At 53.0% G+C, this 13,233-nt stretch carries 12 protein-coding genes and 2 tRNA genes; all 14 read right to left on the bottom strand.

Annotated elements, in window-relative coordinates; genetic code table 11:
- Positions 1-1,098, bottom strand: a complete 1,098-nt coding sequence (locus AUMI_RS01660) for a D-alanine--D-alanine ligase family protein (RefSeq protein WP_096380592.1) — start codon at positions 1,096-1,098, stop codon at positions 1-3.
- Complete coding sequence (locus AUMI_RS01655) at positions 1,001-2,134, bottom strand: NAD(P)H-dependent glycerol-3-phosphate dehydrogenase (protein WP_096380590.1); 1,134 nt, start codon at positions 2,132-2,134, stop codon at positions 1,001-1,003. The genes AUMI_RS01660 and AUMI_RS01655 overlap by 98 nt, the downstream gene beginning before the upstream one ends.
- Entirely contained in the window at positions 2,131-2,862 is a 732-nt protein-coding gene (locus AUMI_RS01650) for a lysophospholipid acyltransferase family protein (protein ID WP_231951790.1), read from the bottom strand. The genes AUMI_RS01655 and AUMI_RS01650 overlap by 4 nt, the downstream gene beginning before the upstream one ends.
- A 6-nt stretch (positions 2,863-2,868) precedes the next feature.
- Positions 2,869-4,242, bottom strand: a complete 1,374-nt coding sequence (gene murA, locus AUMI_RS01645; RefSeq protein ID WP_096380587.1) for a UDP-N-acetylglucosamine 1-carboxyvinyltransferase — start codon at positions 4,240-4,242, stop codon at positions 2,869-2,871.
- Positions 4,239-4,841: a 3-isopropylmalate dehydratase small subunit gene (leuD, locus tag AUMI_RS01640; RefSeq protein WP_096380584.1), complete on the bottom strand. Its 603-nt coding sequence runs from the start codon at positions 4,839-4,841 to the stop codon at positions 4,239-4,241. The genes murA and leuD overlap by 4 nt, the downstream gene beginning before the upstream one ends.
- Before the next feature lie 2 nt (positions 4,842-4,843).
- The gene (gene leuC / locus AUMI_RS01635) at positions 4,844-6,256 is read right to left on the bottom strand and encodes a 3-isopropylmalate dehydratase large subunit (RefSeq protein ID WP_096380582.1); all 1,413 of its coding nucleotides are present in this window, start codon (positions 6,254-6,256) and stop codon (positions 4,844-4,846) included.
- Positions 6,257-6,265: 9 nt separating this feature from the next.
- Entirely contained in the window at positions 6,266-7,273 is a 1,008-nt protein-coding gene (locus tag AUMI_RS01630; protein WP_096380579.1) for a TerC family protein, read from the bottom strand.
- 88 nt (positions 7,274-7,361) lie between these two features.
- Positions 7,362-7,434 (bottom strand) — tRNA-Glu (locus tag AUMI_RS01625).
- Positions 7,435-7,492: 58 nt separating this feature from the next.
- Positions 7,493-8,401, bottom strand: coding sequence for a diacylglycerol/lipid kinase family protein (locus AUMI_RS01620; protein WP_231951788.1), 909 nt, complete (start codon positions 8,399-8,401; stop codon positions 7,493-7,495).
- A 69-nt stretch (positions 8,402-8,470) separates the two neighbouring features.
- The gene (aqpZ, locus tag AUMI_RS01615) at positions 8,471-9,217 is read right to left on the bottom strand and encodes an aquaporin Z (protein WP_231951786.1); all 747 of its coding nucleotides are present in this window, start codon (positions 9,215-9,217) and stop codon (positions 8,471-8,473) included.
- Positions 9,218-9,400: 183 nt separating this feature from the next.
- Positions 9,401-9,472, bottom strand: a tRNA-Gln gene (locus AUMI_RS01610).
- 74 nt (positions 9,473-9,546) lie between these two features.
- Complete coding sequence (gltX, locus tag AUMI_RS01605) at positions 9,547-11,052, bottom strand: glutamate--tRNA ligase (RefSeq protein ID WP_096380574.1); 1,506 nt, start codon at positions 11,050-11,052, stop codon at positions 9,547-9,549.
- Complete coding sequence (locus AUMI_RS01600; RefSeq protein ID WP_096380572.1) at positions 11,049-12,161, bottom strand: branched-chain amino acid aminotransferase; 1,113 nt, start codon at positions 12,159-12,161, stop codon at positions 11,049-11,051. The genes gltX and AUMI_RS01600 overlap by 4 nt, the downstream gene beginning before the upstream one ends.
- Positions 12,158-13,231, bottom strand: coding sequence for a 3-isopropylmalate dehydrogenase (locus AUMI_RS01595; RefSeq protein WP_096380569.1), 1,074 nt, complete (start codon positions 13,229-13,231; stop codon positions 12,158-12,160). The genes AUMI_RS01600 and AUMI_RS01595 overlap by 4 nt, the downstream gene beginning before the upstream one ends.
- Positions 13,232-13,233 lie beyond the last annotated feature (2 nt).

The following is a 13,233-nucleotide window of genomic DNA, read 5'->3' as shown; positions in this document are numbered from 1 at the left end:
CTAGTCTTCCGCGTGATGCGCGAGAGCCACTCGAATAAGTTCGTCAATCAAATCTGAATAACTCAGCCCGGTTTCCTGCCAGCACCTGGGGAACATCGAGATGGGCGTAAATCCGGGCATCGTGTTGATTTCATTCAGAACGAAACCGGTCTCGGTGAGGAAGAAGTCCACTCGCGCCAAACCTGCTCCACCGATTGCTTCGAAGGCACGGATGCTCAGACGCTGGAGCTCAGCAAGCTCGTCTGTGCTCAGCTGCGCGGGGCAGACTAAATCAATTCCTTCAGCGCCAAGATATTTAGCTTCAAAGTCATAAAAATCGCGACCTGAGACAACAATTTCTCCAGCAACCGAAGCACGCGTTGGCTCACCTGGCATTCCTTGGAGAACTGCGCACTCGACCTCGCGGCCAACAATTCCAGCTTCAATCAGAACGTGATCGTCTTCCAGGAATGCCTCATCCATGGCCTGAGCAAACTCATTCCAGTTGGAGACTTTTCCCACTCCCACGCTCGAGCCAGCTCGGGCAGGTTTGACGAAAACAGGAAGAGACATTTGTTCCGCCATGGCGCGAATAGCTTGAGGACGCTTATGCCAGTCATAACGCTTGATGGTTCGCCAGGGAGCAACCTCGATACCAGCAGCTTGCAGGACAGTCTTGGTAAAGTGCTTATCCATGCCCAAGCTCGAAGCTAAAACCCCTGAACCCACATAAGGAAGGCTATACAGCTCGAGCATGCCCTGGATGGTTCCGTCTTCACCGTAGGGTCCATGCAAAATTGGGAATACGACATCTACATTGCCGAGGGAACGGTCTGGTCCATCCCCGGAGAGCCATAATTCGTTTGAATGAGCAGAATCTGGCCAGATAATGCGCGTGCCATTATCTTCAACTTCAGGAAGCTGGCCCGGAATGAGGACATAATCGTCGGGGTTCGCGCTGGCTAGGGTGAAAGCTCCGTCACGGGTAATCCCGATTGGCAGCACGTCGTAACGATCACGGTCAATCGCTTGAAGAACTCCCCGGGCTGTCGCGCAACTGATTGAATGCTCGCTTGAGCGCCCCCCAAACAACACCGCCACCACGAGTTTGGTAGTCATCGAGGCTCCTTTCGCCCTGAGGCTCATCCGTATCAGTAGTGAGGTGAGGCGCAATGTCCTTGGGGTCGAGCGTACCGGCCAAAACCTGACTGACCTGCTCGACGATAGGCATGTCGACTTCACGCGCACGTGCCAGAGTCAGCACGGGTGCAACCGAAGCAAGGCCTTCTGCCGTTTGCTGCATTTGGTTTGTAACCTCTTTGAGGGTGTATCCCTGACCGAGAAGGCGTCCTGCAGTGTTGTTTCGTGACAACGGGGATTCGCAGGTGGCGATAAGGTCACCCAGGCCGGCAAGACCTGCCAGGGTTTCGGGTTGAGCCCCATAAGCAACAGCAAAGTCAGTCATCTCAGCCAAACCACGGGTGATGATTGAAGCTTTGGTGTTATCTCCATACCCGACACCATCAACGATGCCCACCGCAACGGCAATGAGGTTTTTGAGAACCCCACCAAATTCGGTTCCAGGAACATCTGTGTTCACGAAACAACGGAAGTAACGGTTAGAGACTGTTTGTGCAACCACGCTTGCCGTGTCGAGCGACTCACTGGAAATAACAGCAGCTGTGGGTTGCTCTTTCGCAATTTCAAGTGCCAGGTTGGGTCCTGATGCCACCGCGACCAGATCTGGACTGATGGGCAACTCTTCAGCGATCACCTCGCTCATGCGTAGGCCAGTTTTCTTCTCCACGCCTTTCATGAGGGAGATTACAATCTGGTCTTCACGAAGGAGGGGTGCCAGTTGCACAAGGTTTTCACGCAGTGTCTGACTTGGCACACAAAGATAAACCTGCTCTGCTTGCTTAACTGCTTCTGCCATGGAACTGGTGGCAACCAGGTTGGCAGGAAGGCGAATACCACGCAAATAATCACTGTTGCGATGAGTTTCATTGATATCAGCAGCAAGGTCCTCGCGGCGTGCCCACAGCATCACATCATTGCCGCTATCAGCAAGGATCTTGGCAAACGTGGTTCCCCAACTGCCGGCGCCGAGAACGGCAACCTTACGTGCGGGAGGAAATACAGGTTTCTTACTCAAAACCGCCCCGTCTCACTCTGGTTGTGTTCTGCTGGGTTCCAGCGAACCTCTGGTGCGCTCTCACCACGCAAGTCTTCCAGTAAAGCTGTGATGGCGTCCATCACCTTGTTTGTTGCGGCAGTGAGAGTTTTGTTATCCAAAGGTTTGCCCACGAATTCGCTCAGGTCGACGGGGTCACCTACCTTGACGTCAATGGTGTGACGAGGAAACACATTCAATTTGTTGGAGTAGCGCGCCATGAGTTGTTGGGTACCCCAGTGCGCTACTGGAATGATCGGAATATCAAGTTCCAGAGCTAGGCGGACAGCGCCGCTTTTTCCTCGCATAGGCCACATGTCGGGATCTCGGGTGAGAGAGCCTTCTGGGTACACGATGACGGTGCGTTCTTTAGCAACAAGTTCTTTCGCCGCGTTAAGTGCAGCAGAACTGCGGGTAGAACCACCGCGTTCAACAGGAATCTGGCCAGACTTCAACAAAATCCAACCCAGTACCGGAATTTTCAAAATGCTTGCTTTAGCCATAAATCGTGGCAAGCGTCCGAGATACCAGGTCGCTGTGCCAATAACTACCGGATCAATGTTGGAGTAGTGATTGGGCGTAATGATTGCTGCACCGGTTTGAGGCATTTTTTCGCGGTCATGAAGCCGAAATTTGACCATCAAGCCCATGATTGGAAGGGCAAAGAGGGCAAAAAGCCAAAAAATGGATGGCTTGCTGCGTTCACTCACGAGCGGTTACTCGCCCTCGATAACGAAGTCGGCACCGAGTTGGCGCAGCTTGGTGATGAAGTCACCATATCCACGGCTGATGATTCCCACATTGCTCACGCGAGAAGTCCCCTGTGCAGTGAGAGCAGCAATGAGGTGGCTGAAGCCACCGCGCAGGTCGGGAACTTCGATATCTGCACCGTGGAGCTCGGTAGGTCCAGAAATTACTGCCGAGTGGAGGAAGTTCCGTTGACCAAAGCGGCACGGGTGCCCGCCCAAACATTCGCTGTGCAACTGTATGTTGGCGCCCATCTTGACCAAAGCGTCAACAAAACCAAAGCGCTGTTCGTAGACCGTCTCGTGCACGATAGAGACACCGTTAGCCTTTGTCAGTGCCACTACCAGCGGTTGCTGCCAGTCCGTCATAAATCCGGGGTGAACGTCAGTTTCGACAACGACGGGCTTGAGTTCTCCACCGGGGTGGTAGAAACGAATACCGTCATCGTGGATTTCAAACGCACCACCAACCTTGCGGAAAATGTTGAGGAAGGTCAACATTTCTGCCTGCTGAGCTCCGCCAACGAAAACATCTCCGCCGGTGGCTAGGGCTGCTGAAGCCCAGCTCGCTGCTTCGTTGCGGTCAAACAATGCTCGGTGGGTATACCCCTGAAGCTTGTCCACACCCTCAATACGGATGACACGGTCGGTGTCAACAGAGATGATGGCGCCCATCTTTTGCAAGATGTTGATGAGGTCCATGATTTCTGGCTCAATGGCTGCGCCAGAAAGTTCAGTTTTGCCCTTAGCTCGAACAGCTGTGAGCAGAACTTGCTCGGTGGCTCCAACGCTGGGGTAGGGCAAAGAAATCTTGGTGCCAGTGAGACCATCTGGCGCAGTCATACGGATACCAGTTGGCAATTTCTCGATGACTGCACCGAAACTTCCGAGGACTTCCAGGTGGTAATCGATGGGACGGTCCCCGATACGGCAACCACCCAAATCTGGGATGAATGCTTCGCCAAGACGGTGCAGTAATGGACCGCAGAACAAGATTGGGATACGGCTAGAGCCAGCGTGCGCATCAATATCTGTCATGTGTGCAGATTCAACACCTGCAGGATCGAGAAGAAGAATACCTTCAGAAACGTTGTGCTCAACTTTGACGCCGTGAACTTCAAGCAGTCCCTTGACTACGCGCACATCACTGATGTCAGGCACATCGCGCAGCTCGCTTGGGCTCTCCCCCAACAGTGCAGCAACCATGGCCTTAGTCACTAGGTTCTTTGCGCCCTTGACTTCAATACGACCGGTGAGAGGAGATCCACCATTAATCGTGATGGTGTCCCCAGAGAGGCCTACGCGCGCGCCTGCGGCTCGCGCATCATTTGCAACAGTGTTCATGCATGCCTCGCTGGAAGGGTCTTAGGGCGCCAGGATTCACGGCGCGCTTCAAAATCATTGATGGCTTGTTCGTTACGCAAGGTTAGCGCGATGTCGTCTAAGCCTTCGAGCAAACGCCAACGAATGTAGTCATCGACCTCGAATGACACAATTAGATCACCAAGGGTGGCTTTCTTCTCAACTAGGTCAACAGTCATGGCAATACCCGGCTGCGCTTCCAAAGCTGCCCAGAGTTTTTCGCAGTCCGCCTCAGAAATCACGCCAGTCAACAAACCCTGCTTCCCAGAGTTTCCTCGGAAAATATCAGCAAACTTGGGTGCCAACACAGCGTCGAAACCGTAATCACGAAGCGCCCACACAGCATGTTCGCGCGAAGAGCCGGTGCCAAAGTCTGGACCCGCAACGAGAACTTTCGCTCCTTGATACGCCGGTTGATTCAAAATGAAGTCTGGATCCTGACGCCAGTTTGCAAAGAGTGCGTCATCGAAGCCGGTCTTGGTTACGCGCTTGAGGTAGACGGCAGGGATGATTTGGTCGGTATCCACTGCACTTCGACGAAGTGGAACACCAACACCGGTCACAGAAGTAAATTTTTCCATGGTTAGCCTTCCACGTCTGAGGGGCTTGAGAGCGTGCCACGAATTGCGGTGGCAGCAGCAACCAATGGTGATACGAGGTGGGTACGACCACCCTTACCTTGGCGGCCTTCAAAGTTACGGTTCGAGGTCGAGGCACAGCGCTCCCCAACCGCGAGTTGATCCGGGTTCATACCCAAACACATTGAGCAACCAGCGAAGCGCCACTCTGCACCAAAGTCGGTAATGATTTTGTCGAGGCCTTCAGCTTCTGCTTCTAAGCGAACTCGAGCAGAACCAGGCACAACCATTACTCGAACGCCATCAGCTTTCTTCTTGCCCTTAATTACCGAAGCAAAGGCGCGAAGGTCTTCAATGCGACCGTTAGTACATGACCCCATAAAGACTGCATCAACAGGAATGTCTTTGAGCTTTGTGCCCGGGGTGAGGTCCATGTATTCCAGTGCACGCTGTGCAGCAATACGCTCGTTGGGATCTGAGAAATCATCTGGCGAGGGAACAACGCCGCTGAGCGATGCGCCCTGACCGGGGTTAGTGCCCCAGGTAACAAATGGTTCGAGTTCATCCGCGTTGAGAGTGACCTGGGCATCAAAGACAGCGCCTTCATCGGTGGGCAACGTCTTCCAGTAGGCAACAGCTTCATCCCAGTCAGCACCCTGTGGAGCGTGAGGACGACCTTCAAGGTAGTCAAAGGTGGTCTGATCAGGGGCGATCATTCCCGCACGAGCTCCTGCCTCAATGGACATGTTGCAGATGGTCATTCGCGCTTCCATCGAGAGTGCTTCAATCGCGGAACCGCGATATTCAAGAACGTATCCCTGCCCGCCGTTAGCACCAATTTTGGCGATGACAGCCAAAATGATGTCTTTTGCGGTGACGCCTGGCTTGAGGGTTCCCTCCACGTTGATGGCCATGGTCTTGAACGGCTTCAGTGGCAGTGTCTGGGTAGCGAGAACGTGCTCAACCTCGCTAGTGCCGATACCGAAAGCCATTGCCCCAAAGGCGCCGTGGGTGGAGGTGTGTGAGTCACCACAGACCACCGTGATGCCTGGCATCGTCAAACCAAGTTGTGGTCCGACGACGTGAACGATTCCTTGCTCAACATCACCGAGTGAGTGCAGTCGCACACCGAATTCTTCGGCATTGTTTCGCAGGGTTTGAATCTGGACTCGGCTGGTTTCATCAGCAATGGGCTTATCGATATCCAGGGTGGGGGTGTTGTGATCCTCAGTTGCGATGGTGAGATCGAGACGACGGACAGGTCGACCAGCTTGGCGCAGACCGTCAAAGGCTTGAGGGCTAGTAACTTCGTGCAGCAGGTGGAGGTCGATATAAATCAAATCAGGGGTGCCGTCTTCACCCTTTACGACCAAGTGGTCGTCCCACACTTTTTCCGCGAGAGTTCTAGGTTTGTTCACCTTGTAATTCTACTTCGAACCGGTGGTTACCTTGTTCTCGGCTGCTTCAACCCTGCGCATCTTGATCACGCTGGCAATCGTGGCAACAGCCATTGCTGAAACGATGACCAGAAGTGAGGTGACCGTGCTGATTTCTGGCGCCCAAGCGATGGGTTCTCCCCCGTTGATAAAGGGCAATTCATTGACGTGCATAGCGTGAAGCACCAGCTTGACGCCGATGAATCCCAGAATGAACGCGATTCCATATTTGAGGTATTCCAGCTTGTCGAGGAGGCCACCGAGCAAGAAGTAGAGCTGACGCAGACCCATCAATGCGAACACATTGGCTGCAAAGACAAGGAATGGGCTGGTTGTGATACCAAAAATCGCAGGAATGGAGTCGAAGGCAAAAATGACATCCGTGATGGCGATGGTGATAAACACCACAATCATGGGGGTAAACATCTTTTTGCCGTTGTGGACGGTACGAATCTTTGCGCCGTCATACTCTGGGGACATCGTGATGCGCTTGCGAAGGAACGCAATAAGTTTGCTCTCGGTTTCTTCCTCATCTTCATGCGAACGGAAAGCTTGGTGCCATGCGGTGTACAACAAGAACGCACCGAAGATGTAGAAAATCCAGGAGAAGTTCTCGATGAGGGCAGCGCCCAAAACGATGAAGATGGCGCGCAAAACCAGCGCCATGATGATTCCCACCATGAGCACTTCCTGCTGATACTTCTTCGGTACAGCAAATCGACTCATGATGATAACGAAGACAAAGAGGTTGTCGATGCTCAGGCTGTATTCGGTCAGCCAACCAGCATAAAACTGGCCTGCATGTTCAGCATCCCCGATCGCGAGAATGGCCAAACCAAACAACACGGCAAGCAGAGCATAGAAGCCCACCCATAATGAGGCTTCGCGCATGGAGGGAACGTGGGGCCTCTTGAAAATAATAAGCAGGTCTGCAATCAAAATTGCCGTTAAGACAATGAGCGAACCAATTTCAAACCACGCGGGGAGAGCACCATCCATAGTGCTACAAGGCTACAGGTGCTTTCGGATTGAGAAGTACCTCACAGAAAAACAAAACCCCCACCCGAAGGTGAGGGTTTTGCAATTGTGACCCCAGCGGGATTCGAACCCGCGTTACCGCCGTGAGAGGGCGGCGTACTAGGCCGCTATACGATGGGGCCGTTGCGACCTGTCAATAATGCCACATATGGCCGTTTGCTACATAATCCGATGGCTGAATTAGAGCAGAATTCGCACTGCTGAAGGCACAACGTCAACCTCAACAGGCAATGCCCACAGGCGCTCCCCATCGGCATAAGCGACGATACCTTCTGCATCAATTCTTACGTGTGTGCCCTGTTGGATACTGACCTCAGGTTCTGTGATGTGTGTTCCGGCAAAAACGCGAGGAAACAGTCTCAGGAACCGCAATTTCGACAGCGGTTTCAAAACAAAAACATCCAGTAGGCCATCCTGCATGCTTGCCTGCGGTGTCACCCTCATCCCGCCACCCATGCTTGTGTTGTTTGCCACAGAAATAAGCATGGCTTTCTGAGTAGATGAAACACCATCAATAGTGATGCTGTAATCCACTGGCCTGAAAGAGAACAACTCACGCAGGAGCGCGATGATGTAACGACTCTTGCCTTGGGGTCGTTTCATGGTGTTGGCCCGTTCATTCACCACTGCATCAAAGCCGGCAGAAAGTATGCTGGCAAACCAGCGAACCTGTGTTCCATCGCTAGAAGTGACCCGCCCCAGATCTAATCGTTGCGGTTCACGCGTCAGAGCTTCCACAAGCCTGTTTGTCGCAGAGGGAATATCTCCAACAGGCAGACCAACACCTCGCGCTAAGTCGTTTCCGGTGCCCGCAGGAACCACCCCAAAAGGAATAGATGTTTGTGCAACAGCATTGACCGCGAGTGACACCATGCCATCTCCACCGACCACAATCAGTGCATCTGGGGTCAAGGCCAAAGCTCGATTGACCTTACCGGTGAGCAAGTGAAAATCTTCAGCTCGAAGCTCAGTAACCTCATAACCCGCGTTGAGAAGAGCATCAACCGTCGCAGCTCCAGCGTCAGCGTGTGCACCAAATGATGATGTCGGGTTTATTGCCACAACAATGTGGCCTTGGCCAAGTTTCACCTTTTGATTATGTCGCTTAAACAGAGATGCCCACCCCGGAATCGGAATGGGCATCTCTGTTTGAGCTAATTAGTCACCTTTGCGGTTGAGCATAACCCGGTAGGTCAGACCAGCCAGCGCTGCACCAGCAAGAGGAGCCACGATGAATACCCACAACTGAGACATGGGGAATGCGCCACCGTAGACAGCGGTTGCCAGCGAACGCGCTGGGTTGACCGAGGTGTTGCTGATGGGAATTGTCACAATGTGGATGAGTGTCAGGGTGAGACCAATTGCCAAGGGGGCAAATCCCACGACGGCAAGCTTGTGAGTGGTTCCTAAAACAACCCAGACAAGCAGTGCAGTGAAGAAAACTTCAGCAAGGATGACTGCAGTGAGACCAAATCCACCAGGTGAACCTTCACCATAACCGTTGGAGGCAAAACCGGCTTCAGTCGACATCAAGAGGAATCCCAGAGGGCCATCGGTAGCGATGAGGTAGATCAGCGTGGTTGCCAACAGGCCACCAACTACCTGAGCCAGGACATAGGCAGGAACGTCTTTCCACGGCATGCGCTTAGCGAAAGCCAAACCAACGCTCACAGCAGGGTTGAAGTGCGCCCCAGAGATGCGGCCAACTGAATAGGCAGCAGCCAAAACCGCAATACCGACGGCTAAGGCAACACCAAGAATGCCAACCCCGTTGGTGTCTTCATGGAATCCTGCAGCAAAAATAGCGGCACCAATAAGGCCCAATACGAGAACAAATGTTCCCCAGATTTCAGCGAGAACACGTGCAGTCATGCTGTGTTCTTCGACGTCTACTTTTTCAGACATGTGTTTCCTCGATTCAAAAGCGGGTGTGCTTTTCCACGATAGGTGTCACCGATACATGTCGACCAAAACACGCCTTCTAACCAGTAAATTGAGCTCGATCGAGTGCGTATTTGAGGTAAAAACCCCTCAAATGCTGGCATGAATTAACGAGAAAAACCCCCGCTGAAGCGAGGGTCTTACTTGCTGGGGTACCTGGACTCGAACCAAGAACAAAGGTACCAGAAACCTCCGTGTTGCCAATTACACCATACCCCACCGGGTCTGGGCTAAGCCCTGAACCGACTCCCTAGCCTAACCCACGAGGGCCACGCTAAACAAACTCAGCAAGGCTAGCGTTCGTTGAAACGAACTAGACGTTCAATCGTGTCTTTCTTGCCCAAAATCTCCATTGATTCAAACAGCGGTGGAGAAATGCGGCGTCCCGAAATAGCTGTTCGCAAAGGACCAAAAGCATTACGTGGTTTGAGTTCCAAACCTTCGATGAGCGCTTCGTTGAGAGCTGCCTGAATCTTGTCATGAGTGAACTCTGACTCAGGAATAAGCTCAAGAACATTCACCGATGCAGCGACAATTTCACCGGCATTCTCTGGAAGACCCTTGAGTGCATCTTCCGCATAGTTAATCTGCGATGCGGGTGTGAATAAGAACTCAAGCAAATCGGGCGCTTCACTCAATACGTTCATTCGTGTTTGGACTAAGGGGGCAGCCAGAGCAAGAATCTTCAGCTGTTCTTCTGTGGGGTTATTACTCAAAACGTTCCCCGCTTGAAGATAGGGAACCATGCGAGCGGTGAAGTCCTCCAGGGAAAGCAGTCGAATGTGGTCGCCATTGATGGCGTCCGCCTTTTTCTGATCAAAACGCGCTGGGTTGGGGTTCACGTTCACCACATCAAATGCTTTCAACATCTCTTGGATGGTGAACACATCCCTATCGTGGGATAGTGACCATCCCAGCAATGCAAGGTAGTTGATCAAGCCTTCTGGAATAAATCCGCGGTCACGGTGGTGGAACAAGTTTGCTTCCGGATCACGCTTGGAAAGTTTCTTGTTTCCCTCCCCCATGACGTAAGGGAGGTGACCAAAACGGGGAATATGCGTTGTAAATCCCGCATCAATAAGTGCGTGATACAAAGCAATCTGCCTAGGAGTTGAGGAGAGTAGATCTTCGCCACGCAGAACGTGTGTGACCTGCATGATTGCATCATCCACAGGGTTCACGAGGGTATACAGCGGATCACCGTTGGGACGAACTACGACAAAGTCAGGGAAAGACCCAGCTGGGAAGGTGATTTCTCCACGCACCAGGTCATCAAAAGTGATGTCTTCGTCTGGCACGCGAACACGCAGTGCAGGCAGGCGACCTTCTGCGCGGTAAGCAGCTTTTTGTTCGTCAGTGAGGTTGCGATCAAAGTTGTCATAGCCAACCTTGGGATCTTTACCAGCGGAAATATTGCGCGCTTCGATCTCTTCGGGAGTTGAGAAGCTTTCATAAACACGGCCGGTTGCCTTGAGCTTCTCAATGACTTCTTTGTAGATTTCTGAGCGCTGGGATTGGCGGTAGGGGCCGTGAGGTCCGCCCACGTTGATACCTTCGTCCCAGTCCAAGTTCAACCAGGTGAGCGCGTCAATGATTTGCTCATAGCTTTCCTCTGAGTCACGGGCAGCATCAGTGTCTTCGATGCGGAAAATAAACTTTCCGCCGGTATGACGCGCATAAGCCCAGTTGAACAAAGCAGTACGAACGAGCCCCACGTGAGGAGTTCCGGTCGGCGAGGGGCAAAAGCGAACACGGACATCACTTCCGGTGGCCGTGGAGAAGGGGTAATTGGTTGTCATGCGTCGAGCCTGGTCATCCATCCGTGACGGTCAGGAAGGCGGCCATATTGAATGTCCGTCAGTTCCTTGCGCAAGCTCATGGTGAGCTCCCCTGCTGGAGCATCCGGGTTTCCCACAGCAAGACCATTGGCACCAATGAGTTGACCGATAGGAGTGATCACTGCTGCAGTGCCGCAAGCAAACACTTCCGTAATCTGACCGGAGGCAACGCCTTCCTTCCATTCGGAGATAGGAACGGTACGTTCTTCAACCTCGAGGCCACGATCGCGCGCCAAAGTAATGACACTTTCACGGGTGATTCCTTCGAGAATGGTTCCGGTGAGCTTGGGGGTCACAATCTTGCCGTCCTTGTGAACGAAGAAGACGTTCATGCCACCGAGTTCTTCCACGTTGGTGTGGGTTTCTGAATCAAGGAATAGCACCTGTGCGCATCCGTTTTCATAAGCCTCAACCTGAGCAAGCAGCGATGAGGCGTAGTTTCCACCACACTTTGCTGCACCGGTTCCACCCTTACCCGCGCGGGAATATACAGTGGTGAGCCAAATCTTCACCGGAGCAACACCTTGAGCAAAGTATGCACCTGCAGGAGAAGCAATGAGGTAGTAGCCAACCTTGTGCGCAGCACGAACACCGAGGAAGGTTTCGTTGGCAATCATGAACGGACGAAGATAGAGGCTGGTCTCAGGCGCAGAGGGCACCCACGTGCCATCAACAGCTATGAGCTGCTTGATGGATTCAATGAAATCGGCAACTGAGAGTTCTGGTAGCGCCATCCGGCGCGCTGACCGTTGCAGACGCAGAGCGTTCGCTTCGGGACGGAAAGTCCAAATGGAGTCATCGGCGTGACGGTAGGCCTTGAGCCCTTCAAAGATTTCTTGGCCGTAGTGCAACACCGATGCTGCAGGGTCGAGAGTGAGTGGGCCATAGGGCTGGACATGCGCGTTGTGCCACCCCTGTTCAATGGTCCAGTCAATGGAAACCATGTGGTCTGTGAAGTGCTTACCAAAACCGGGGTCAGCAAGAATTTCCTCACGCGCAGCCTCAGCACGTGCCGACGTTGAGGGCGTGAGTGCGAAGTTCAGCGGAAACGACGACGTTTCAGTGCTCATGATCTTCCCTTATCTTTCGAAGACAGTCGGGCAACAATTGCGTCGCCGATGTCGCTGGTTTGACGAATGGTAGTCCCACGTTCTGAGAGGTCAGCTGCCACCGCATCATTGATGCGGGCAGCTGCCTCGGAGTATCCAAAGTGATCAAGCATGAGAGCAACAGAGAGAATTGCAGCTGTGGGATCAGCTTTTTGCTGACCAGCAATGTCGGGAGCTGAGCCGTGTACTGGTTCAAACATGCTGGGGAACGCGTTGGTGGGGTTGATGTTTCCACTGGCGGCCAGACCGATTCCACCACTAATTGCAGCTGCCAGATCGGTGAGAATATCTCCGAACAGATTGTCAGTGACAATGACGTCGAAACGTGCAGGATCTGTGACAAAGAAGATCGTGGCAGCATCGATGTGCAGGTAGTCCACTTGAACCTGAGGGTATTCGGTAGCCACAGAGTTGACGATGCGGCTCCATAATGATCCGGCGTTTACCAAGACATTTGTCTTGTGTACCAGGGTGAGCTTTTTACGCTCACGCTGCGCGGCCAACTCAAACGCATAGCGCACAACGCGCTCAACACCGTGGGCAGTGTTGACCGATAGTTCGTTGGCAATTTCGAATTCGGTGCCCTGACGCAAAGCCCCACCGTTGCCCACATAGGGACCTTCGGTGCCTTCGCGAACTACAACAAAGTCAACTACTCCAGGATTCGCCAGTGGGCTGGTCACTCCGGGGAAAATCGTTGTGGGACGCAGGTTCACGTAGTGGTCAAGGCTAAAGCGAAGTTTGAGCAACAGACCACGTTCAATGATCCCGGCAGGAATGCGGGGATCTCCAGGCTTACCTCCGACAGCTCCGAGCAAAATAGCTTCGTGCTGTGAAATGGCAGCCAGATCGTCTTCGCTCAGAACATCACCGGTTTCGAGGTAACGATCAGCGCCCAACGAGAATTGGGTCTTTTCAACCACAAGGTCAGCCTGTGGTGCAACGACATCCAGCACTTTGACGGCTTCGGCAATAACTTCTGGGCCGATGCCGTCCCCGGGAATAACTGCGAGCTTGAGTGTGCGTGACATAA

The organism is Aurantimicrobium minutum (assembly GCF_002355535.1).
Classification (GTDB): domain Bacteria; phylum Actinomycetota; class Actinomycetes; order Actinomycetales; family Microbacteriaceae; genus Aurantimicrobium; species Aurantimicrobium minutum.
Note: the sequence above shows the minus strand (reverse complement) of the source record. Positions and strands in the feature narration are given on the sequence as shown.